16 protein-coding genes are annotated in these 22,451 nt (G+C 68.1%); 7 read left to right on the top strand and 9 right to left on the bottom strand.

Annotated features, from left to right (window positions below; all coding sequences use genetic code 11):
• Positions 1-326 precede the first annotated feature (326 nt).
• Positions 327-1,235, top strand: a complete 909-nt coding sequence (locus ACT2FV_RS11920; RefSeq protein ID WP_151047424.1) for a LysR family transcriptional regulator — start codon at positions 327-329, stop codon at positions 1,233-1,235.
• 59 nt (positions 1,236-1,294) lie between these two features.
• Here ACT2FV_RS11920 and ACT2FV_RS11915 read toward each other — a convergent pair whose 3' ends face one another.
• From ACT2FV_RS11915 to ACT2FV_RS11905, 3 genes are all read right to left on the bottom strand, one after another.
• Positions 1,295-2,758: a mechanosensitive ion channel domain-containing protein gene (locus tag ACT2FV_RS11915; RefSeq protein WP_444503954.1), complete on the bottom strand. Its 1,464-nt coding sequence runs from the start codon at positions 2,756-2,758 to the stop codon at positions 1,295-1,297.
• Positions 2,759-3,117: 359 nt separating this feature from the next.
• On the bottom strand, positions 3,118-4,917 hold the full coding sequence (locus ACT2FV_RS11910) for a winged helix-turn-helix domain-containing protein (RefSeq protein ID WP_444503953.1): 1,800 nt from the start codon (positions 4,915-4,917) through the stop codon (positions 3,118-3,120).
• Positions 4,918-5,016: 99 nt separating this feature from the next.
• Positions 5,017-5,151, bottom strand: coding sequence for a hypothetical protein (locus ACT2FV_RS11905; protein ID WP_444503952.1), 135 nt, complete (start codon positions 5,149-5,151; stop codon positions 5,017-5,019).
• Positions 5,152-5,422: 271 nt separating this feature from the next.
• Between ACT2FV_RS11905 and ACT2FV_RS11900 the strand changes: the two genes are divergently transcribed.
• On the top strand, positions 5,423-6,064 hold the full coding sequence (locus ACT2FV_RS11900; RefSeq protein ID WP_444503951.1) for an HD domain-containing protein: 642 nt from the start codon (positions 5,423-5,425) through the stop codon (positions 6,062-6,064).
• A 51-nt stretch (positions 6,065-6,115) separates the two neighbouring features.
• Here the strand turns inward: ACT2FV_RS11900 and ACT2FV_RS11895 are convergent, their stop codons facing one another.
• Together ACT2FV_RS11895 and ACT2FV_RS11890 are read right to left on the bottom strand one after the other, a co-directional pair.
• Positions 6,116-6,937 carry an alpha/beta fold hydrolase gene (locus ACT2FV_RS11895; protein WP_444503950.1) on the bottom strand — a complete coding sequence of 274 codons (822 nt, stop codon included), beginning with the start codon at positions 6,935-6,937 and terminating at the stop codon, positions 6,116-6,118.
• A gap of 59 nt (positions 6,938-6,996) precedes the next feature.
• Positions 6,997-7,422 carry a DUF3331 domain-containing protein gene (locus ACT2FV_RS11890; protein WP_444503949.1) on the bottom strand — a complete coding sequence of 142 codons (426 nt, stop codon included), beginning with the start codon at positions 7,420-7,422 and terminating at the stop codon, positions 6,997-6,999.
• Between the two features lie 552 nt (positions 7,423-7,974).
• Between ACT2FV_RS11890 and ACT2FV_RS11885 the strand changes: the two genes are divergently transcribed.
• Positions 7,975-8,796 carry an alpha/beta fold hydrolase gene (locus ACT2FV_RS11885; RefSeq protein WP_059606166.1) on the top strand — a complete coding sequence of 274 codons (822 nt, stop codon included), beginning with the start codon at positions 7,975-7,977 and terminating at the stop codon, positions 8,794-8,796.
• Between the two features lie 151 nt (positions 8,797-8,947).
• Here ACT2FV_RS11885 and ACT2FV_RS11880 read toward each other — a convergent pair whose 3' ends face one another.
• Positions 8,948-10,528, bottom strand: coding sequence for an MFS transporter (locus ACT2FV_RS11880; RefSeq protein WP_444503948.1), 1,581 nt, complete (start codon positions 10,526-10,528; stop codon positions 8,948-8,950).
• 83 nt (positions 10,529-10,611) lie between these two features.
• On the opposite strand from ACT2FV_RS11880, the gene ACT2FV_RS11875 reads away from it, so the two are divergent.
• The 3 genes from ACT2FV_RS11875 (at position 10,612) to ACT2FV_RS11865 (ending at position 14,178) form a co-directional block, all read left to right on the top strand.
• Complete coding sequence (locus ACT2FV_RS11875; protein ID WP_444503947.1) at positions 10,612-11,640, top strand: HlyD family secretion protein; 1,029 nt, start codon at positions 10,612-10,614, stop codon at positions 11,638-11,640.
• A complete protein-coding gene (locus ACT2FV_RS11870; RefSeq protein ID WP_444503946.1) occupies positions 11,637-13,061 on the top strand; it encodes an efflux transporter outer membrane subunit in 1,425 nt (474 codons plus the stop codon). Before ACT2FV_RS11875 ends, ACT2FV_RS11870 begins: the two co-directional genes overlap by 4 nt.
• Before the next feature lie 148 nt (positions 13,062-13,209).
• Positions 13,210-14,178, top strand: coding sequence for a LysR family transcriptional regulator (locus ACT2FV_RS11865; RefSeq protein WP_444503945.1), 969 nt, complete (start codon positions 13,210-13,212; stop codon positions 14,176-14,178).
• Positions 14,179-14,257: 79 nt separating this feature from the next.
• On the opposite strand, the gene ACT2FV_RS11860 is transcribed toward ACT2FV_RS11865, so the two are convergent.
• The 3 genes from ACT2FV_RS11860 to ACT2FV_RS11850 form a co-directional block, all read right to left on the bottom strand.
• A complete protein-coding gene (locus ACT2FV_RS11860; protein WP_124627256.1) occupies positions 14,258-14,932 on the bottom strand; it encodes a response regulator transcription factor in 675 nt (224 codons plus the stop codon).
• A gap of 106 nt (positions 14,933-15,038) precedes the next feature.
• On the bottom strand, positions 15,039-15,410 hold the full coding sequence (locus tag ACT2FV_RS11855; protein WP_124627258.1) for a response regulator transcription factor: 372 nt from the start codon (positions 15,408-15,410) through the stop codon (positions 15,039-15,041).
• Between the two features lie 103 nt (positions 15,411-15,513).
• On the bottom strand, positions 15,514-16,998 hold the full coding sequence (locus tag ACT2FV_RS11850; RefSeq protein WP_185715869.1) for a winged helix-turn-helix domain-containing protein: 1,485 nt from the start codon (positions 16,996-16,998) through the stop codon (positions 15,514-15,516).
• Between the two features lie 358 nt (positions 16,999-17,356).
• Here ACT2FV_RS11850 and ACT2FV_RS11845 point away from each other — a divergent pair, with 358 nt between their 5' ends.
• The gene (locus ACT2FV_RS11845) at positions 17,357-22,441 is read left to right on the top strand and encodes a trifunctional serine/threonine-protein kinase/ATP-binding protein/sensor histidine kinase (RefSeq protein WP_444503944.1); all 5,085 of its coding nucleotides are present in this window, start codon (positions 17,357-17,359) and stop codon (positions 22,439-22,441) included.
• Positions 22,442-22,451: the final 10 nt, after the last annotated feature.

Below are 22,451 nucleotides of genomic sequence, written 5' to 3'. Positions count from 1 at the left end.
ACCGTCGTACCCCACGCTGATCGACCGGATTCGCGCAGGCAGATCGGCAGGCCCACCGATCTGCCGACGCCGACGACACGCGGGTACGCAAAAACACGCAGCACCCGCGAAACGCGGCCCCGGTCGGCACGGCTCCCCCCGTGTACCGACGCTCCGGAAACGGCACACACCACCAATACCGATCAGACGCCGCAACCGCGAGCGGCAATCCTGCGCGGACAGGATGGTGCCCCGGCTCCGATTCACGGACGAATTGTTCCGAATCGTATTGGACTCGGCGGTGCTTGGCGATAACATGGCAGGCCGACGCCCCCGTGGAATTCATCATGAAGCTGTCATTCGAAGCGCTCGAGGCACTGGACGCGATCGACCGCACCGGCACGTTCGCCGAAGCCGCGGAGCTCCTGCACCGCGTACCGTCCGCGCTGACTTATCTCGTACAAAAGCTCGAAAGCGACCTCGACGTCGCACTGTTCGACCGGAGCGGGCGCCGCGCGAAGCTCACGCACGCGGGTCGCGTGGTCGTCGAAGAGGGCCGCCGGCTGCTGCATGCCGCCGAACAGCTCGAGCTCAAGGCGTTGCGTGCCCAGCAAGGCTGGGAAACCGAGGTTCGCATCTGCATCGACGAGATCCTGCCGTTCGAGGCGTTGTGGCCCTACGTGCATGCGTTCTACGGACTCGAGATGAACACGCGGCTGCGCCTGTCCACCGAAGTCCTCGGCGGCACCTGGGATGCGCTGATTTCGCGCCGCGCGGATCTCGTCGTCGGCGCGGCGGGCGAACCGCCGGAACTGCCGGACATCGTCGCGCGGCCGATCGGCACGCTCAGGCATGTGTTCGCCGTCGCCCCGACCCATCCGCTCGCGGCGCTGCCCGAACCGCTGTCGATGGCGTCGGTCATCGAGCATCGCGGCGCCGTCATCAGCGATACCTCTCGCGAACTGCAGCCACGCTCGGTCGCCGTCGACGCCGGGCAGCCGTATCTCGCGGTCCCCACGCTCGCCGCAAAGCTGGCCGCGCAGTGCGAAGGACTCGCGGTGGGCACGCTGCCGGATTGCATCGCGGCACGCGCGATCGCGCAAGGCAAGCTCGTCGCACGCAAGGTGACCGGCATGCGCGACACGACGCATTGCTATATCGCGTGGCGCGGCGACGAGGCCGGACGCGCGTTGCACTGGTGGGTCGATCAGCTCGCTCGCCCCGATCTCGTCGACCGCTTCACCGCGCTCGCCTGATTCCGCCGCCCGTCGGCCGCGCCCGTCGGTCGAACGTGTCCCCAAGATCTCCCGCCGCATCAGCCGAACGAATCGTGCAGGCGCTTCATCTCCTTCTCGAGCCATTCGATCAGGTTGAACGACGCGTGCGCCTTCGCGGCCGGCGGGATCATCATCTTTTCCTCGGTCGCGATGTGTTCGGTCAGGGATTCGCACATCAATCGTCCGAGTTCCGGCTTCCTCGCGATCAGCGGCGTCAGGTCGCGGCTGCTCAACTGATAGGCCGTCACCGCGGTCACGGCATAGACACTCGCATGAAGTTGCGTGCCGGCCAGCACGACGGACTGGCCGATCGCGTCGCCGGGCGCCATCCGACGGACCTCCATGTCGCCCGTCGCGCCCGGCACGAACACCGATGCGACGCCGGACCCGACGATCGTCAGCAGGCGCGTATCGGAATTCGACGCGTAAATCACCTCCCCTTTGTGGAATACGCGTGACGCCAGCGCGTCGGCCAGCACCGCCAGATCCTCGTCACCGAGTTGCCGGAAAAGCTCGACCGCGCGCAGCAGCCGTTGACCGCGCGACGCCGGCCGGTGCGCCGCGGCCGTTCCGCCAAGCGGGCGCAACGCGATGTCCGCGGCGGCCAGATGCCGGTGGGCCAGATCGTAGAGCCGGTTACGCACCGCCACCTTTTTTTGCAGCGCGTCGACGTAACAGACGAGTTCGTATTCGACGGAGTTGGTCCTGAATGCCTTGACGACCGCGACCGGCGCGGGGCTGGCCAGCACGTCGAGCGAACTGGAGGCAGCCCGGTCGAGCGCATCGACGACGATGGCCGGCCGCACTTCCGGATCGATCTCGATCGTCAGCGTCACGCCGTGCACGCTCGGGGGTTCGCTCAGGTTGACGATCGTCGCCTTCGCGGCGGTGCTGTTCGGCACGACGACCAGGTTGCCGAGACTGTTGATCATCTTGGTCGCGCGCCAGTTGCTTTCGACGATCCGCCCTTCCAGCTCGCCGATGGCCACCGTATCGCCCAGGCGAAACGGCTGGGTGGTATTCAGGACGAGGCCCGAGAACACGTCGTTCAGCGTGTTCTGGACGGCCAGGCCCAGGATCACGGCCACCGCGCCCGAGGTCGCGACCAGGCCGCTCAGCGGCAGACCCAGGACATAGCCCAGCGCAGCCACCGCGGCCGCACCGAACACGGCGCCTGCGGCGATGTCATGAAACAGCCGCTGGTTGCGCCACGCGCGCGGCAGCAGCAGATGGTCGAGCATCAGGCTGAACACCAGCGCGCACTGCAGCCACCACGCGACACCGATCGCCTGGATCGCCAGCCGGTCGAACCGGTCGGGCGACGCCGGCACCGCGAGCGGGCTCACGCCGGTTGCGAACAGCACATAGGTCAGCGCGGCGAACGACGCACAGCGCCAGACCGCTTTCGTCGTCGAACGGCCTGGCCCGAGCAACCGCCATGCAATGAGGTCGGCAACGACGATCGGCGCGCCGTAAGCGACCGTGACCGACAGGTTCAGCATGCCGGAACGGGCCGCGTGCGCATTGCGCGACGGGCGGGGAATCCGCGCGATCGCATGGCGCGCTACCCGATCCGGCGAGCGGCCGCCGGCAACGAATCGTGGCGAGAAAGGTCGGGCTGGACAGGTTTCATGCGGTGGTCGTTCGATGACGCGCGAAGTCGCGGCGGCAACGCATGTGTCGCTGCCGCCCCGCGCTGGCATTCAGTGGTGTCGCGACATCGATGCTGCGGTGCGAGCCGGTCTGCTGCGCGCACGCCTGCGAATCGCCGACGGTCTCCGTACATGCAATGTAGACGCACCGGCCGGCCCGGTCCTGAGTTCAGGCTGAAACGTTCTGAATTCGACGGCGGCGCGCGCCGTTACGATTCGCGCGGCGGCAACTCGGCCTCGCCCGCTTCGAACCCGAATGCGTGCACTTCGGACCACGCGTCGTGTACGACGTGCGTCGGCCCCGAGGTATGGGCGAGCGCGGCGGCATAGGCGGCCAGCAGGCGCACGCGCGCATTCTCGCGCGCACGTGTCTCGTCCATGTTCCGCATTGCATCGAGCGCCGCGCGCGCCCGTTCGCGACATTCGTCCACCAGCGACAGGTCGAACAGGCATGGGACCGCGACAGCCGCCAGCGCGACGCCGACGTCCGCATCGCCATTAGGCGAAAACGCCCAGTCGAGCGCCGCGCGCAGATTGCCGAGTTCGCGCCGGATCACGTCGAGCCGCGATTCGGTCCGCGGCCCGTCGTCGCCGCCGCCGCCGGGCGCAAGCCTGAACAACGTATGGAAGTAGTTCGCATGCGCGCGTGCCGCGGCCGCGCATTCGCCGTTGTTCTCGAGCTGCTGCAGCGCATAGGCGCGCGTCGTGGTCAGCAGCCGGTAGCGCGGTGCGCCGTGCGCGCTCTCGAGGCTCAGCAGCGACTTCGAGACGAGGCCGGCGATCGTGTCGAGCAGGTCCGCATCGGCCAACCCCTTCGTTCCGACGATATCCCGCACCGCGTCGATCGAGAAGCTGTCGCGAAACACGCCGAGCCACCGCAACAGCAGGCGCTCCGCGTCTCCGAGCAAGCGGTAGCTCCAGTCGTACATCGCCTGCAGCGTCTGATGACGCGGCAAGGCCGTGCGAAAACCGCCGGTCAGCAACCTGAAATGGTCGTCGAGATGCGCGGCCAGCACATCGATGCCGAGCACGGCCGCGCGTGCCGCTGCCAGTTCGATGGCGAGCGGAAGACCGTCGAGACGGCGGCACACCGACGCCATCAGCGCCACGCTGCGTTCGTCGAGCGGAAAGCGGGGATCGGCGGCACGCGCGCGCGCCGAGAACAGTTGCACCGCGCTGGCGCTCAGGGCCTGAGTATCGTCGGCGCCTTCGCCGGGGACATCGAGCGGCGGAATCGGACACAGCCGCTCGCCCTGGATACGCAGCGCCTCGCGGCTGGTCGCGAGGACGCGCAATCCGGCGTCGGATTCGGTCAGCGCGGTCGCGATCTGCGCGGCGGCGTCGAGCAGATGCTCGCAATTGTCGAGCACCAGCAACATCCGGCGGTTCGCCACGCTGGCCAGCACCGCTTCGAGCGTCAGCGATCCGGTCGGCTCCACGATGCCGAACGCACCCGCCAGTGCGTCGGGCACGAATCGCGGACTCGCGACCGTGGCCAGCGACACGAACGCGGCGCCATCCGGAAAGCGCGCCTCGGCCCGCATCGCCGCTTCGAGCGCGACCCGCGTCTTGCCGATGCCGCCCGCCCCGACCAGCGTCACGACGCGCGCGGTGTCGAGCGCCGCAAGGACGTCGGCGACGGTCTGCTCGCGGCCGACGAGCGCGGTCGGCGCGGCCGTCAGCCGCGACGTTGCGGGAGGTGCGGGCGCCGCGCCTTCGGCGTGGCCGCCAACCAGCCGATAGCCGCGCCCCGGCACCGTGACGATCAGGTTCCGGTCGTCGGCGAGCGCCTTGCGCAACGCGGCGATATGCACCTGCAGGTTGTTTTCCTCCACGATCGTGTGCGGCCACACGCGCTGCATGATTTCGTCTTTCGATACCAGTGCGCCGTTCGCACGAATCAGGAGTTCGAGAATTTCGAATGCGCGACTGCCGATACGCAGCAGCTTGCCGTTCGAGCGAATTTCACGTCTGTCGAGAAAAACGTGAAGTGTTCCAATCCGGATCATGGGAATTTTTAATCGATTGCATTCATCGATGCCCTGTCAGAAATGACACCGGTCTGACGGCAATGCTACGGCATTTGTCCGGTCAAATGATTCAAATAATCAGAACTCAAACAGCAAATTTTTTGAATCGACGAATGCCGCGATCGCCACGACGTCGTGCCCCGCCCCAACTGGCAAGGCACGACGCACCACGGCAACCTGCATTTTCAATGCGTGAAATAGCCGTTTACTCATGAACCTGTTTCGTAGGATAAAACGGCCGATTGACCGAACTTGATTTCGTAGTCTCGTGAATTGAGATGGCGGTTCGGATGGCTCCCGAGAAAAAAGCCGGTAACGACGACGTGCAAGGCGCAGCGAAATCGATTCCGGCCGTGACGGCCGGTCGGATTTTCCGTTCAGAACGATTCAGGCGCCGCTCAGGACATTCAGCGGCGCGACGCGCGACGATGGTTCCACGGCGCCAGCGTCGAGCGACTGCCGTCACGCCGCGAGGAACACGACCATGGGCAACCGTATCGCCGGCATCCGGATTCCCGACGGCCCGATCGCACGGGAGGCCGCCGCGGCCGTGCGCGCCGGCAAGCCGGAACTCCTGTTCCGGCACGCGATGCGCGTGTTCGCGTTCGCGTCGATCATCGGGCTGCGTCGCGGCATCGCATTCGACGCCGAGCTGCTTTACATCGCCGCGCTGTTCCATGACTTCGGACTGACCGAGCGCTACCGGCACTCGCGCCGGCGCTTCGAGATCGACGGTGCGAATGCCGCGCACGCATTCCTCGGCGGATACGGCGTCGCTGCCGACGATGCGACTGAGGTGTGGCGTGCAATCGCGCTGCACACGACCTTTGGCATTCACCCGTACATGACGCCGTTGACGGCGCTGCTCGGCGCGGGCATCGAGACGGATCTCTTTGCTCGCCATTTCGACGAAGTGAGCCGGTCCGAACGTGACGAGATCCTCAACGCGTGGCCACGCGGCCCGTGTTTCAAGGAACTGTTCCTCGAGGCGCTCGCCGCGGGCACCGCGCATCGCCCCGCGACTGCGTTCGGCAACGTCTGCGCCGACGTGCTCGAGCGGTGCGACCCGGACTATCGCCGGACGAATTTCTGCGGCCTGGTGCTCGGGTCGAAATGGACGGAGTGAGCCGGTCGGCCAGGCCCGCTCCGCCACGTCACGGCAGCAACCGCCGTCGAGTCATGCGCGGGCGAACGCCAGCAGTTCGTCATTCAATCGTTGCGCGTGCGTCAGATACAACGCATGCGGCCCGCCCTCGTAGACGCTCAGCGTCGCGTGCGGCACGCGCTTCGCCGCGGCGGCGCCCGTGAGCGCGAGCGGCACCGTCTGGTCGTCGTCGCCGTGAATCACGAGCGTCGGCACGTCGAACTTGTCGAGATCCGCCCTGAAATCGGTTTCGGAAAACGCGCCGACGCAATCGAGCGTGCCCTTCAAGCCGCCCTGCAGCGCCATGAAGGACGTCCAGTCGAGCGCGGCGCGCGAGATCGTCGAAGCGGCCCGGTTCGAACCGGTGAACAGCGGCCAGAAGTGCTCGAAGAATGCCGCGCGGTCGGCCATGATGCCCGCGCGGATACCGTCGAACACGGCCACGTCGACACCGTCCGGATGGTCGTCGCGCCGCGCGACCAGCGGCGTCACCGATCCGATCAGGACGGCCTTCGCGATGTGTCGCGTGCCGTGCCGGCCGATGTAGCGGGCCACTTCGCCGCCGCCCATCGAAAAGCCGACGAGCGTGACGTCGCGCAGCCCGAGCGTCTCGATCAGCGTCGCGAGGTCGTCCGCCAGCGTATCGTAGTCGTAGCCCGCCCACGGCTGGCCGGACCGGCCGAAGCCGCGCCGGTCGTAGGCGATGCAGCGAAAGCCGTTCGACGCGAGATGATGCATCTGGACGTCCCACATGTCCGCATTCAACGGCCAGCCGTGAATGAACACGACCGGTCGCCCTGCTCCCCAGTCCTTGTAGTGAATCGAAACGCCGTCGCGTGTCGTGAACGTGCTCATGCGGATTTCTTCCTCAGCGGTGAAAAAGTGGCGGCCGCCAGCCAGGGCCGACGGACGGATCATGAACGGGACAGCCTGGCGATGAACCGCTCCAGTTCGGACGCGAGGATCACCTCCCGGTAGTTCGCGGGGCGCTTCGCGCCGCGCCATTGCGGCTTGTAGATCGCATCGCCCGTGTGAATCGTGATGCCGGTCAGCGCGCAGCGCCCGAGGGCGCGAGACTTTGCGCTGATCCAGCGCTGCTCGTCGTAGCGGCAGCGCGTCGGGTCGCTCCACGAGATCAACACCGACGAATCGGTCTGCCGCTCGGCGGCGACGATCGCGCACCGGCGGCGCGCGCCGCCGCTCGACGCGGGCGGCGCGTCGTCACGATGGCGACGGCGCGCGGGTTCCGGGTCGCGAAGATGCGACGGCGCGCACCGACTCGCGGCCGGCGACGGGTCGAGCAGCGTCATCACGTGCTCCCAGCGATTGAATTCGTCCATGGCGGCGTACCCAGGCAAGTGGCGAGCGGTCCGGATGTTGCACACCCGCCCGCGTCGCGATCGCCATCCGCCGACGCGGACCGGCACCGACCCGCGACGGGATGACCTGATGCTGACGATAGCGAGCCGCCGCTGAAGAGTCTTTATTCCGGGCTTAAATTTTCTGGCCGGTGCATTTGCGCGGCATGCGCCGCGACCGGCTTCATGAAAATTCAGCCCGATTTCAGTACATGGCGCATGACCGCGGGATAGGCTCCTGTCGACGTTCGTTCGCTGCCTTCGCGCGCCTGCCGGCCCGCGACCGCGAACGCACGCCGGCTGCCGGCGCGATTGCCGCATGCGGGCAGATCCGAACCATCCATCCAACGCGGCATCGTTCCACCGCACGTTCAAGGAGTTCCCATGCGTCCAGCAGACATCGACGCCGTTCCCTCGGCGCGTCGCCGAGACATGCTGCTTGCCGGCGCGACCGCCGTTGCAGCCGCCGCGCTGCCGGCCGCTGCCGCCGCCGCCCCCAAACACACCGCTTCCGCCCATCAAGGAGCCCATGCGATGAACACGATCACCACCAAAGACGGTACGCAGATTTACTTCAAGGACTGGGGCAGCGGCCGCCCGGTCGTCTTCTCGCACGGCTGGCCGCTGTGCGCCGACGCGTGGGACTCGCAGATGCTGTTCCTCGTGCAGCACGGCTACCGCGTGATCGCGCACGATCGCCGCGGTCACGGCCGCTCGAGCCAGCCGTCGCAAGGCAACGACATGGACACGTATGCCGACGATCTCGCGGCGCTGATGAATGCGCTCGACCTGCGCGAAGCCACGCTCGTCGGCCACTCCACCGGCGGCGGCGAAGTCGCGCACTACATCGGGCGCCACGGCACGAAGCGTGTGTCGAAGGCCGTGCTGATCGGCGCCGTGCCGCCGCAGATGGTGAAATCGGCGTCCAATCCCGGCGGCCTGCCGATGGACGTGTTCGACGGGATCCGCAAGAACGTCGCCGAGAACCGTTCGCAGTTCTACAAGGATCTCGCCGTGCCGTTCTTCGGCTTCAACCGTCCGAATGCCAAGGTGTCGCAGGGCACGATCGACGCGTTCTGGGCGCAGGGCATGATGGGCGGCATCCATGGCCAGTATCTGTGCGTCAAGGAATTCTCCGAGGTCGACTACACCGACGACCTGAAGAAGATCGACGTCCCGACGCTGATCCTGCACGGCGACGACGACCAGATCGTGCCGATCGACGATTCGGCTCGCCTGTCCGCGAAGATCGTGAAGCACGCGGAGCTCAAGGTCATCCCCGGCGGCGCGCACGGGATGTGCGTCGTCGACGCAGACCGGATCAATGCCGAACTGCTCGCGTTTCTGAAAGCGTAAGCGCACGCGTCACCGTACGGCGCGCCCGGCCACCACACCGGCGCGTCGTTTGGCACGTTTCAGGATTTTTCAGGTCGTCGCGATTCCGTTGCGGCGTGCACGATCGCCAGGATCGTCGATGCAGGATATCCGCCGATCCGGCGTCGGGCGCTTACGGCGCACGCGCCGGCCTGAGCAGCATGCCGATCAGCGCCCCCGCGACCGCGAGAACCATCGCGACACGGAAATTGTCTGCGAGTGCGAGCGTCGTCGCCTGGACGCGGACGGCCCGATCGAGCAACACATAGGCCGCCTGGTCGCCGGTCGCGAAGGTCGCGCCGTGCGACACGAGCGCCGCCGCGCCGGCTCGCAAGCGCTCCAGCGTTTGCGGATCCGACAGCGTGACATGCAGACCGACGAGATTCGAATGGGTAGCCTCCATGATGCGCTGGATCACCGCGATCGACGTCGTGCCGAGTTGCCCGCTCAGCAGGCGCGTCGTCTGCACGACGGCGCCGAACGTCAGCGCGTGCTCGGCCGTCACGTGCTTGCCGAAGAAGAACACGACCGACGTGAGCGCCATCGTCTGACCCAATGCCTGAAGCAGTTGCGACGGGATGAAGTCGGGTTCGGCCCAGACGGGCGTGAGTTGCGCGCCGAGCGCGAACGCGACCGCCACCATCGCAAAGCCAGCCACGATCAGCCGGCGCGGATCGACGCGTTGCAGCAGCCACGCCACGCACGGCGCGAACAGCAGTTGCGGCATCGCGATCCAGCGCAGCGTGTCGCCGATCTGCAGCGGGCGCAGCCCGTAGGTACTCGCGAGAAACGCCGACGGAATGAAGCTCGTGTTGAGCACGGTAAAGCGCACGAGGCCGACGAGCAGGATCAGCAACGCGACGTTGGGCAGCGCGAGGTAACCGAGATCGAGCCCGGCCCGTCGCGACGCCAGTTCGTGGATCAGGAACGCGGCCACCATCACGACGCCGATGCACAGCAGCGCGACGATCAGCGGCGACTGGAACCAGAACAGCCGCTCGCCCTGATCGAGCGCGACGCACAGGCACGCGAACCCGCCGGCGCCGAGCAGCATGCCGCGCGCGTCGATGCCGGACGCGAGGCGCTTGATCGGCTCGGTGGACAGCGACAGCATCAGGCAGACGATGAACGGCACGGTCAGCAGCGCGTTCTGCCAGAACAGCCAGCGCCAGCTCAGGTGTTCGCTGTACCACCCTTCGAGCGTCGCCGAGAGGTTGAGCGACATCTCGAGGTTCATCGCATACGCGGCGATGCCGAACGGAATCAGCCGTGGCGGCAGCGTGCGGACGACGAATCCGACGGTCAGCGGCACGAACACGCCGGACGCGAAACCGGCCACGCTCTGGAGCACGATGAACGTGCCGAAATTCGTGCACAGCGGCAGCACGCTTTCGACGACCAGGAATACCGCGGCACCCGCCAGCAGCACGCGACGCGTGCCGAACACGAAGGCCGCCGCGATCGCGAGCGGCCCGACGAACATCTGCGATGCGATGAACGCGGTGTTGATCCACGCGCCCTCGTCGAAACCGACGCCGAGCGCGCCGCGCACGTCGGCGAGCCCGAGCGACGTGATGCGCGACGTCAAGGTCGAAATGATCGCGCCGAGCAGCACCGCCGCGATCGCGGCGATCGAACGAAACGTCGGTATGTCGGAGGCCGGCGCTGCGGCCGGCGCCGGTGTCGTGCCACCGGGGGCGAACGTGGTGTTCATCGTCGAGCGGCTCCCGCACAAAAGGCTCGCGCAAGCATAGCGCGATGTGACGAATCCCGTCTGTTCCATGGAGTATCCCGATCGTGACCACGAACTCGCCGGACGTGCCGCCCACCTCCCCCGCGCGCTCGCGCAAGTGGCCGGTCGTATTGATCGCCGGATGCGCGCTGCTGCTCGTCGCGCTGCTGGTCTATGAATTCGACGCGCATGACCGCGGCACCGACGACGCGTACGTGACAAGCCACCTGCACGTGATCTCGCCGCGCGTGGCCGGCACGGTCGAGCGCGTGCTGGTGGACGACAACCGGTTCGTGCATGCGGGCGACCCGCTCGTGCAGCTCGATCCGCGCGATTTCGACGTGCGCGTCGCGCTGCAGCGCGCCCGCGTCGCACAAGCGCACTCCGATGCAAGCCGCGCGAAGGCGCTGGTCGAGCAAGCCGACGCGGCGCTCGTGTCGGCACGCGCGGACGCCGAGAAGGCCGAGCTCGACTACGCACGGGCACGCGAACTGACCCGCGAAACCCCGCGCGGATTGTCGCAGCAGGAATTCGATGCCGCCAACGCGGCGCGCAAGTCCGCCCGCGCGCGCATCGACGCGGCCGAAGCGCAGCAGCGCAGCGCGCAGGCCGCGCGGCAGGCCGCCGATGCCGTGTCGAACCAGAACGACGCCGAGTTGCGCGATGCGGAGCTGCAGCGTCAGTACACGACCGTCGTGGCGCCGTCGGACGGCTACGTCGGCAAGAAGACGGTCGAGACCGGCGAGCATGTCGCACCCGGTCAGGCACTGCTCACGGTCGTCGAACCGCACCCGTGGGTGGTTGCGAACTTCCGCGAAACCCAGCTTCGGCATGTGCGCACCGGCGACGTCGTGCAGTTGCGCTTCGACGCGCTGCCGGACCGGACCTTCAGCGGACACGTCGACAGCCTGTCGCCCGCGACCGGCGGGCAATTCTCGCTGTTGCCGCCCGACAACGCGACCGGCAACTTCACGAAGGTCACGCAGCGGGTGCCCGTCAAGATCCTGCTGGACGGTCCGGCGTCGACCGAGCCGCGTATTCGGCCCGGCCTGTCGGTCATCGTCTCGCTGCAACGCAGCCGCACGCAGCCATGACCCGCCTCGCCGCCCTGCTCGCCGCCGGCCTGCTGAGCGCGTGCACGATCGCGCCGCAGCCGCTCGCTCCCGTCGCGGTCGGCTCCGACCGGTTCCGCCATGCTGGCGCGCCTGGCGAACTCGCACCCTCGCTCGTCGAATGGCCCGCATCGTTCGGCGATCCGCCACTCGTCGCGCTCGTCGATGCCGCGCTCGCCGGCAATCAGGACATCCGCGCCGCCGCGGCGCGCGTCGACCAGGCGCAGGCGCTGCTCGGTGTGCGCGAAGCCGCACTGGCGCCAACCGTCGGCGTCGATCCGTCGTTCAGCCGCTCGCGCGTATCCGGCACGGTCGACAACGCATTGCCGAAACGCACGATGCACAACTGGTCGGTGCCGTTCAACGCCAGCTATGAAGTCGATCTGTGGGGGCGCCTGCGTGGCGATGCGGAGATCGGCAGGCAGAACGTGCTGCAGGCCGACGCGGATCGTGCAGCCGTTCGACTACGCGTCGCGACGGATGTCGCGAGCGACTACCTGACGCTCCATTTCGTCGAGCAGGATCTCGCGACGCTCGCCCGCGCGATCGAGCTGCGACGCACCGCGCTCGACGTGATCGCCGCGCGCGTGCGGGCCGGCGCGGCAAGCGATCTCGACGCGCTGCGTGCGGCGGCCGATCTCGATACGGCTCGCGCCGATTTCGCGGACAGCCGGCGGCTGCGCGAAAACCTCGTCGATGCGCTCGCCGTGCTGACGGGTGTGTCGCCAACCGCCTTCGCGGTCGCGCCGACCGCGTCCGCCATGCGCGTGCCGGAAGTGCCGCCCGGTCTGCCGTCCGCGCTGCTCGCGCAACGCCCGGACGTCTATGCGGCGGCGCGCCGCGTCGACGCGGCGTCGCTCGAAATCGGCGTCGCCCGCACCGCGTGGCTTCCGACCTTGACGCTGACCGCCCAGGGTGGATTCGCCAGCCGCGACCTCCACACGTTTCTCGACCGCAACAGTTCCCTGTGGGGCCTCGGCGCGAGCGTGGCCGAAACGGTGTTCGACGGCGGCAAGCGCGAGGCCGCGGTGGCCGCCGCGACGGCCGGCGCGGCACTCGCCGACGCGAACTATCGCGCCACCGCGCTGAGTGCGTTGCGCGAGGTCCAGGATGCGCTCAACGACATCGCCGCGCAGAAGGAGCGGATCGTGCGCTACGACAGCGCGGCCCGCGCCACCGAAGCAGCGGCGCGGTTGTCGCTGAACCGTTACGGGCATGGCTACGTCAGTTATCTCGAGGTCATCGACGCGGACCGGGACGCACTGACCGCGCAACGCCAGCTGATTCATAGCCGCCAGGCACTCGCCATCGCGACGGTCGATCTCGTGCGCGCGCTGGGCGGCGGATGGGCGCCGCCTGCAGCGAAACCGGCGAACGTCGCGAATCGCGAAGACCGGTTCTGAAAAAACATCAACGCGCCCGCTGCCTCGGTTCAAACGGCCTCACGTATTTTCATATCACTCTTAAGCTTACCTAACGTTTTTTGCGTTGCCTGGCGCCGGCGTGCCGCATAAATTGGTCATGTCCGAATTCACCGAAGCGAGACATGTCATGGATCGCCTGAAAACGCTCGAGATACTCAAGACGGTTGCCGAACAAGGCAGCTTCACGAAAGCCGCCGAAGCCCATCGGCTCGGCGTTCCCTGCATCAGCCGCGCGATCCGGTGCCTGGAAACGTCGCTCGGCGTGCTGCTGTTTCACCGTACGACGCGCAAGGTGACGCTGACGCGCGTCGGCGAAGACGTGCTCGAGCAGGCGCGCGCGTTGCTGGAGCAATACGAGCACTTTTCGGATTGCTGTCACGCCAATGCCAGCGAGATGGACGGCGACATCTCGATCGAGGTGTCGAACCTGTTCGGCGTCGATCGCCTGGTGCCGGCCCTGGCCGATTTCAATCGGCAGCATCCGCTCGCGCGAATCCGGGTCGACTGGGTCGATCACCCGAGCGCGGCCCTGAGCGGTGAAACGGATCTCTCGATCGTCACGGAACGCACGTCGAGCCTGACGTGCATCGAGCGGCGCCTTGGGCGCATCCCGATGGGCCTTTACGCGAGCCCGCGGTATCGCGCCGCAGGTGGGGCAACCGACTCGCCACAGGCGCTCGAACGCATGGATGCGCGCGGCGGCAAACCGGGTAGCGGCTCGGTATGGCCGCTGCGGCACCGACGTACCGGCGCGAGCGCCGAGATACGACTGGCCGGCGCGATCCGCTCGAACTGCCTCGATGCGCTGATTCTCGCGACAGCCCGCGGCACCGGCTTCGCCGTGCTTCCGGAGCATCTCGCGCGGCCGCTCGAGCGCGACGGCGCACTCGTTCGCCTGCTGCCCGACTGGCAGGTCGGTGACCTCGACGCATCGCTGCTCTATCACTCGCGCCGGAACCTGCCCGCGCGCATCAGAACGCTCGCCGAACATCTCGTCGCGGCGTTCGACGACAACCCCGATGCCCGGCCGGCAGCGCGACACGACGCGCGCGCCGTCACGCACACCGCGGATGCCGACAGCGAAGTGGCCGCATGAATGCCGTCGTCCGCATCGTCCCGGCCGGGCGCACCGCGTCGAAGCCGGCGCCGTTGCGTCGAACGATCGGCCGTCCCGCTCAGTCGCGCGCGCCGGCCGGCCCCACGCCCAGCGCCTCGGCTTGCCGCACGAGATCCGGCAGCGTGCGGACCTGCATCTTCTTCATGACCTGGGCCCGATGCACCTTCACCGTGATTTCCTGCAGCCCGAGATTCGCTGCGATCTGCTTGTTCATCAGGCCAGCGACCACCAGGCTCATCACTTCTCGTTCGCGTGGCGTCAACGACGCATAGGCCGCGCGCACCGCGTCCAGCGCACGGTCGCGCGCGAGGCGCTCGCCATCGCGGGCCAGTGCGTGACCGACGGCATCGAGCATCGCATCGTCGTCGAACGGCTTCGTCAGGAAGTCGAGCGCGCCGCCTTTCATCGCCTTGACCGTCGTGGCCACGTCGCCGTAACCGGTCATGAACAGGATCGGCACGTTCAGGCCCGCTCGCACCGCTTCCTCCTGAAGGGCCAGCCCGCTCTCGTCGGCGAGACGCACGTCGAGGATCAGGCAACTCGGCACGGCAGGCCGCTCGAACGCAAGAAACGCCCGCGACGACGCAAACGTCTCGACGCGCCATCCCGCCGAACGCAACAGCGAGCTCAACGCGCGCCGCAGCGTTTCGTCGTCGTCGACCACATAGACGATCGGGGCGGAGTCGCCCCCGCCCCGGTTGCCGATCGACGTCATATCCGGCGTGCTCGCCATTGCATTTCCTGTGTAGGCATCCGCTTCATTATCGAATGATAAACTAAGAAAAGGCCGACCGGAACCGCCGCGCCGCCTGCGGCGCGGCCGGTCGACGGGCCACCGCTCACGCAGGCGGCGCGCCGGATGCGATGTGATCGATCAGGTTGAGCATATCGTCCGATGGAAACGGCTTGCGCAAGAACGCGACCGCGCCTTGCGCAAGCGCGCGACGGACCGACTCGTCGTCGCCGTGCGCCGACATGAAGATGACCGGAAGCGTCGCCTTGCGCTGGACCAGCAGACGCTGGACGTCGAGACCGCTCATCCCCTTCATCTTCAGATCGACCAGCACGCAAACCACGTCGTCCAGCGGGCCGGCCGCGAGGAATTCCTCGCCCGACGCGAACGGCAATGCGGTATGGCCAGCCGATTTCAGCAGGCTGGCAAGACTCTTACGGACCGACGCATCGTCATCGATGATGCAAACAATGGCCATGAAATGAGAACCTGAAAATTTTGTCAATCCAGAACATCGCCATGCAGCTTACGCCGCGTCGGACGGCGTTACCGCTGCGCGCCACGCGCGCACAACCCGTGTGTCACGCCCACGACCGTGCCGCCAGCAGCGGTTGCACGGACGTCGCCTGCGCCGGCGGCAGCGTCTCCGCGCGCGCCTCGCCGACGAAGGACGCACACCGGGCATGCAGGCGGCCGGCTTCGCCCGACTCCGCCAGCTTCTCGAGCGCATACGCACGCACGACCTCGAGCAGCGAATAATGCTTCGAGAGTCCAACCGAATGGACGACCAGCAGCGATTTCGATGCAAGGCTGACCAGGCAGTCGAGCACGCGGGCAGCACCCAGTTCGTCGCAGGCGGCCAGCGCGCACGCCGCATCGAGCCGGAACGCATCCGGAAACACCGCGAGGCGGCACAGCACGGTGCGCTCCGCATCGTCGAGCAGCCGATAGCTCCATTCGATGGTGGCCCTGAGGTTCTGCTGGCGCGGATGCGCCGTACGCAGGCCGCCGGACAACGACAGGACAGACTTGTCGAGATCGGCTGCCAGCCCCTGGATCCCGAGCAACGCGACGCGGGCCGCGCCGAGCTCGAGCGCGAGCGGCAGGCCGCTCAGGCGGCGGCAGATGGTCGCGATCGCGTCCAGCGTCTTCGCATCCGCGGGGATGTCGGTGCCCATCGCGCGCGCCCGGGCCAGAAACATTCGCACCGCACCGCACGCGACGATCTCGCCGTCGTTCGCGCCGGCCGGCGGCACGGGCAGCGGCCCGACGCGATAAACGCGCTCGCCGGCGACACGCAGCGGTTCGCGGCTGGTCACGACGAGTATCGTGCCGGCATTCGCCTCCGCGATCGCTTCGCAGAGGTCCGCCAGTTCGTCGACATGCTGCTCGGCGTTATCGAGCACCAGCATGACGCGCTGCGCGGCGATCGCGCGCACGACGTCGGCCGGCCCGGCGGCCGGGCCGAGCGGCAGGTCGAGCGCGTCCAGCACCGCGGACTCCAGCGTCGCGCCGCCCTGCCAGCCGGCAAGATCGATCCGGACCATCTCGATGCCGCGCACCGCCGACCAGGCCGTCGCCACCTCCAGCGCGAGATGCGTCTTGCCGACGCCGCCGGGGCCGACCAGCGTCACGAGCGCCTCGCGCTCGAGCAGCGCGTGCAGTTCGGCCGCTTCCTGCTCGCGGCCGATCAGCGGACATTTGCGCGGGGCGGTGCCCGCGCGGGCGCCGCGCGCCGGCTCGACCCGGTCCGGCTGACGGTCCGCATAGGCCAGGTCGGCCGGCGGCGCGAGCCGATAGCCGCGGCCCGATTCGGTTCGTATCCACCCGTGCTTGCCGCCGAACAGCTTGCGCAGCGTCGAGACGTGCACCTGGATGTTGTTCTCGACCACGATCGTGTTCGGCCACACCGCTTGCATGATCTCGTCCTTCGACACGAGCCTGCCGGCCGCCTTCACCAGCAGCTCGAGAATCTCGAATGCCCGGGCGCCGATATACCGGGGCTGCCCGTCGACGCAGACTTCGCGGCACTCAAGGGAAACCGTCACCCGCCCGAACGTGTACATGATCCGCACTCGCTTATGCTGCTCCGCACCTTGCGCCGCCTCGCGAGGCGACACCCCCTGTTCGGCCCGCCGGACACGCATCGATGCGTGTCGGGAGGCTTGAACCTATCGTATGGCGTGGCAGGCGCGCCGGCCATTATCTATAGGTTTAGTCGGGTACCGGCCGGCTCGGTCGTCGGGAATGGTGCGCGGGGGGTACTGCAGAGTTCGTCGGGCTGATGGACAATGCACGGGCCGCCGCCCGAACGTGCGCAATCCAGCCCGGCCGATTTCGTATGACGCGCCGGTTACACCCTGCTCCACCGAACCTGCCCCTACCGTGAACCAACCCTTGCGCGCCCCGGACGACACGAAGCGAATGGATGCCGACTGGCTGGCGCGCGCCCGCCTGTCGAATGCCGTCCGATCGGGCGACGTGCTGTGGTTCGACCTGACCGACGCAGCAACGGGGCAGGTGTGGTCCGCGTGCCAGACCGGGTGGGAATCCGACCAGCGCTGCCGGCAATTCGAGCACGAATACGCATTGAACGAAGCGCTGGAGCCGGCGTGGGCGCTCATGCCGGTTGCGCTGATCCGCGCCGCGGACGGCCCGGTGCTCGTCTATCCCCGCCCGGACGTGCGCGGCTTCGACACGCTGGCGGACGGGCGGCTGCCGCTCGACGTCTTTCTCGACGCGGCGATCCAGGCCGCGCGCACGCTCGGGGAGCTTCATCGGCGCGGCTGGCTGCATGGCGATCTGCAACCGGCCAGTTTCGTCATCGCACCGGACGGCACGGTGATGCTCCGCTCGTTCGCCCATGCGTGGGACCGTCGGACGGAACGCGCCGTGGCGAGTACGATGCGCACCGATTTCGCGGCCTACGCGGCGCCCGAAGTCTCCGACGGCTCATGCGTCGACGAGCGTTCCGACCTGTACGCGTTCGGCATCACGCTGTTCCGCCTGCTGACGGGCGCGATGCCATACAAGGCCACGTCGACGTCCGAATGGGTCCACGCGCATGTCGCCATGCAGCCGGCGACGGCCACGACCTTTCGCGACGACCTGCCTGCCGTCCTGAGCGACCTGATCCTGAAACTGATCGCCAAGGAGCCCGCCGATCGCTACCCGTCCTGCGAAACGGTGCAGCACGATCTCGAACGTATCCGGCGCGACTGGCTGGCCGCAGGCCGCGTCGAGCCGTTCGCGCTCGGCGGCAGCGATCCGCTCGCCGGCTTGCGCGCGCCCGATCAGCTGGTCGGCCGCGAAGCCGAATCCCGCCGGCTCGAGGCGGTGCTGGCGGCCGTATCGCGAACCGGCGAAACGGCCATCGTCCTGATCGACGGGCCGGCCGGCGTCGGCAAGACCGCACTGGCGGAGGACTTCATGCGCCATGCGCGCGCGGCGCGGCGCACGGCCTGGTGCACGTCGGCGAAGGTCGATCAATTCCAGCCCGCACGGCCCTACGCGCCCGTGCTGCAAGCATTGCGCGCGCTGTTCGGCAGCGCGCTGGCCAGGCCCGACGACGAAATCGCGGCGATCGCCGCGCGGCTGCGCGACTGTGTGGGCCGTCAGGCCAGCCTGCTGTCCGGCATCCTCCCGGAGATTGCGTGGCTGCTCGATGTCGAGCCCGTCGCGTTCGACCATACCGATGCGATTCCGGAATTTCATCTGTGCCAGATCGTCGTGAATGCCTTCCGTGCGTTCGCGGCGCCGGCCGAACCGCTGGTCATGGCGCTGGACGACATCCAGTGGGCAGACGACGCGACGCTCGCGTTTCTTGCGTCGATCGCGGTCGATCCGCCGGCCAATTTCTGCATCGTGGCCGGTTATCGAAGCGGGCCGCAACACGATCACACACCGGCGTTCCGCCGCTTCCTGCAACAGCTCGACCCCGTCCGCCTGTCGGCCTTGACGCTGGCGCCGCTCGACGCACCCGACGTCACGCACATGCTGGCCGGCATGCTCGGGGAGGCGCCGGCCCGGCTGTCGGGGCTCGGCGACATCGTTCACCGCAGGACGGGCGGCAATCCGTTCCACATCCAGCACCTGCTGCGCACGCTGATCGACGAGCAGCTCCTCGGCTACGACCCGATGCGGCAAACGTGGCAGTGGCGTGCGTCGGACATCGACGCGCACCACCCGACCGAGAACGTCGTGAGCCTGCTCGCGATCCGGATGCAGCGGTTGCCGCCTGAATCGAGAACGCTGCTGTCGCTGCTGGCCTATATCGGCACCGACGCCGACGACGCGCTGTTGTGCGCCGCCGCCGGCAAGACGTGGGCCGAACTCCGTTTCTGGCTGGACCCCGCGCGCCAGGCGGGGCTCGTGTCGCTCTCCGGCAACCGCTGGCGCTTCGTTCACGACCGCATCCTCGAAGCCGTCCACGCGCTTGCCGGGCGCGCGGAGCGCGCGCAGTCCCACGCCCGGATCGCCGCCGCGATGCTCGGCCGCGCGAACGCGCGGTCGACCGAATCCCTGCTGGAACTCGCCACCCAGATCGAGCAGGCGAAAACCGCGCCGCTCGACGGCGTGCTCGCGCTCGCTTTCGCGGATGCCCTGGTCGCCGCCGCAGAGGCGGCGGCCCCCGCCGCCGCGCGCGATCGCGCGCTGTCGTTTCTCGCGTCCGCGCAAGCGCTGCTCGGTCCTCATGCGTGGTCGCAGCACTACGGTCTCGCGAGCCGGATCGGCATCCTGCGCAGCGGCCTGCTGCTCGCGATCGGCGAAACCGCGCAGGCATCCGACGCGATCGACGAGCTCATGGCGCGTACGCGCACGCCGGCCGATCGTGCCGAGGCGCACCGGCTGAAGGCCGCGCAGCTCACGGTGGAGTCGCGCTACCGGCAGGCCGTCGACGTCGCGCTGGCCGGGCTGGCGCTGCTCGGCGTGGAACTGCCGGCCGAGCCGGCCGAAGCCGATCTCGCGGCAGCCTGCGACGCCGTGCGGGAAGCCCTCGACGGCCGCGCCATCCGCGACCTCGTCGACCTGCCCGTGATGACCGATACGCGCGTCGAAGCCACGATGGCGCTGCTGACCGCACTCGAAGCCGCGATGTTCTATCCGAGCGGCGGGCTGATGTTGCTGCATTTCGCGACGATGGTCCGGCTGACCCTGCGCCACGGCATCACCGCCGCGTCGGTGCAGGGGCTTGCGTGGTACGGCGTCAGCATCATCGGGCATCACGACGCGTATGAAGACGGCTTCGAATTCGCAAAGGTCGCGCTCGCACTGGTGAATCGCCACGGCTTCGAGCGCTACCGCTCCGCGACGCTGATTGCGCTCGACCAGGTGAGCGTCTGGACCCAGCCGCTGTCCTACGCACTCGAACGCGCACGCGATGCGAAAGCGGCGGGCAATGCGAGCGCCGAGCTGCGCTGGATGTGCTACAGCTGCAACCATATCGTCAGCGATCTGCTCTCGATGGGCGAAGCACTGCCGGCGATCCGCGACGAGATCGATCCGCTGCTGCAGATCGCACGCGGCGCGCGTTACGACGACATCGTCGATCTCGTGTCCACCCAGTCCGAATTCATCGACGCGCTGCAGCTCGGCTACCACCGGCCGATCGGCTCCTGGCGTGCCCGGCCGTCGACGAAGACACCGATGTCGGTCCTGCAGTTCTGGACCGACGTGCTCGCCGGCCAGGCGGCCTTCATTTTCGGCGACGCGGACGCGGCGCGTGCGTCGCTCGAGGCAGCCGCTTCGAGCGCGTGGTCGACGCCCGCGCACATCATGCTGTCCGACTTCCACCTGTTCGGCGTACTGGCCGGCATCGCGAGCGACCGCGGCGCCACGCCGCCCGAGCGGCTGCTCGAACGCCATGCGCCGCAACGCGCCCGCTTCGCCGCGTGGAGCGAACGCAATCCGGCGACGTTCCGCAACAAGCTCGCGCTGATCGATGCCGAATTCGCGCGCGTGCGCGGCGACCATATCGTCGCGATGCAGCAGTACGAGGCGTCGGCCAGCCTCGCGGCGGAACACGGTTTCGTGCACGAACAGGCGCTCGCGCACGAACTGGCCGCGCATCACGCCACGTCGCTCGGGCTCGCCGGTCCCGCGCGCCACCAATTGCGGCTCGCCCATGCGTGCTACCGGCGCTGGGGCGCGACCGGCAAGGCGCAGGCGATGGAAGCGCAGCATCCGTTCCTCGTGATGGACCCGTCACCGGGCGGCCCCGCTCTGCCCGCGCGCGAAGATCTCGATTTCGCGCTCGCGATGCGCGCGGCCCATTCGCTATCCGAAGAAATCGTGCTGGAGCGCCTGATCCAGACACTGATGCGCAACATGATCGTCTACGCCGGCGCACGCTATGGCCTGCTGCTGCTCGCCCGGCACGACCGGCTGACGATCGAGGCGACCGCGCGCGTCGTCGGCAGCGACGTGATCGTCGATATTGCCCGCGGCGAACCGACCGAGCAGGATGTCCCGCTGTCGATCCTGAACACCGTCGCCCGGACCCGCAAGCCGGTCGTGCTCGCGAACGCGCAGCGCGAAGGCATGCCCGACCACGCCGACAGCCTGCGCGCGCATCCGACGCGCTCGCTGTTCTGCCTGCCGCTGTTGAAGCAGGGTGCGCTGATCGGCGTGCTGTATCTCGAGAATACGTTGACCAACGGCGTGTTTTCGCCGCGGCGCATCGCGATGCTGGAAGTGCTCGCGCCGCAAGCGGCCAATGCGCTCGAATCCGCCCGGCTCTATGCGGAACTGATCGACGAGAACGCGCGCCGGCTCGAGACCGAGGCCGCGCTGCGGCATGCACGAACCGAGCTCGCGCGCACCGCGCACATGACGGTGATGGGCGAACTGGCCGCATCGATCGCGCACGAGATCAATCAGCCGCTGACGAGCATCGTGTCGAGCGTCGGCGCGTGCATGCGCTGGCTGCGCGGCACGCAGCCCGATCTCGGCGAAGCGCTCGCGAGCCTCGAGGACATTCGTGCATCCGGCGTGCGGGCGGCCGACATCGTCCGCGCGTTGCGATCGCTCGCGCGCCAGGCACCGCCCGCGCTGGCGCCACTCGCGATCGACGACCTGATTCGCGACATGCTGCACCTCACCGCGACCGAAATCGACGCGAAGCAGGTCGCGCTGTGCGTCGACCTGCATTGCAACGACATCCGCGTGATGGCCGATCGCACCCAGATCCAGCAGGTGATCCTGAACCTGGTCACCAACGCGCTCGACGCGATGGACGGACTGGCCGCAACGTGCGAACTCGAGATCGCGTCGCACGTCGGCGACGGTTACGCGGTCGTCTCCGTCGCCGACCGCGGCGCCGGTATCGATGCCGAGATCGCGAACCGGATCTTCGATCCGTTCTTCACGACGAAATCGCACGGCATGGGGATGGGCCTCGCGATCTGCCGATCGATCGTCGAAGCGCATGGCGGCACGCTCGAAGCCGCGCCGCGCGACGGGAACGGCACCGTACTGACGTTCCGGCTGCCGGTTTCAACGACGCGATGACGAAGGGGGC

Origin of the sequence: Burkholderia sp. PR2, assembly GCF_052372875.1 — a bacterium.
Taxonomy (GTDB): Bacteria; Pseudomonadota; Gammaproteobacteria; order Burkholderiales; family Burkholderiaceae; genus Burkholderia; species Burkholderia diffusa.
The sequence above is the reverse complement of the archived record's forward strand: the minus strand, read 5'-3'. Positions and strand labels throughout refer to the sequence as shown.

Excerpts from the sequence above, each read along its gene's own strand:
- ACT2FV_RS11920 (WP_151047424.1), top strand. The coding sequence starts at position 327 with ATGAAGCTGTCATTCGAAGCGCTCGAGGCACTGGACGCGATCGACCGC.
- ACT2FV_RS11915 (WP_444503954.1), bottom strand. The coding sequence starts at position 2,758 with ATGCTGAACCTGTCGGTCACGGTCGCTTACGGCGCGCCGATCGTCGTT.
- ACT2FV_RS11910 (WP_444503953.1), bottom strand. The coding sequence starts at position 4,917 with ATGATCCGGATTGGAACACTTCACGTTTTTCTCGACAGACGTGAAATT.
- ACT2FV_RS11905 (WP_444503952.1), bottom strand. The coding sequence starts at position 5,151 with ATGAGTAAACGGCTATTTCACGCATTGAAAATGCAGGTTGCCGTGGTG.
- ACT2FV_RS11900 (WP_444503951.1), top strand. The coding sequence starts at position 5,423 with ATGGGCAACCGTATCGCCGGCATCCGGATTCCCGACGGCCCGATCGCA.
- ACT2FV_RS11895 (WP_444503950.1), bottom strand. The coding sequence starts at position 6,937 with ATGAGCACGTTCACGACACGCGACGGCGTTTCGATTCACTACAAGGAC.
- ACT2FV_RS11890 (WP_444503949.1), bottom strand. The coding sequence starts at position 7,422 with ATGGACGAATTCAATCGCTGGGAGCACGTGATGACGCTGCTCGACCCG.
- ACT2FV_RS11885 (WP_059606166.1), top strand. The coding sequence starts at position 7,975 with ATGAACACGATCACCACCAAAGACGGTACGCAGATTTACTTCAAGGAC.
- ACT2FV_RS11880 (WP_444503948.1), bottom strand. The coding sequence starts at position 10,528 with ATGAACACCACGTTCGCCCCCGGTGGCACGACACCGGCGCCGGCCGCA.
- ACT2FV_RS11870 (WP_444503946.1), top strand. The coding sequence starts at position 11,637 with ATGACCCGCCTCGCCGCCCTGCTCGCCGCCGGCCTGCTGAGCGCGTGC.
- ACT2FV_RS11865 (WP_444503945.1), top strand. The coding sequence starts at position 13,210 with ATGGATCGCCTGAAAACGCTCGAGATACTCAAGACGGTTGCCGAACAA.
- ACT2FV_RS11860 (WP_124627256.1), bottom strand. The coding sequence starts at position 14,932 with ATGGCGAGCACGCCGGATATGACGTCGATCGGCAACCGGGGCGGGGGC.
- ACT2FV_RS11855 (WP_124627258.1), bottom strand. The coding sequence starts at position 15,410 with ATGGCCATTGTTTGCATCATCGATGACGATGCGTCGGTCCGTAAGAGT.
- ACT2FV_RS11850 (WP_185715869.1), bottom strand. The coding sequence starts at position 16,998 with ATGTACACGTTCGGGCGGGTGACGGTTTCCCTTGAGTGCCGCGAAGTC.
- ACT2FV_RS11845 (WP_444503944.1), top strand. The coding sequence starts at position 17,357 with ATGGATGCCGACTGGCTGGCGCGCGCCCGCCTGTCGAATGCCGTCCGA.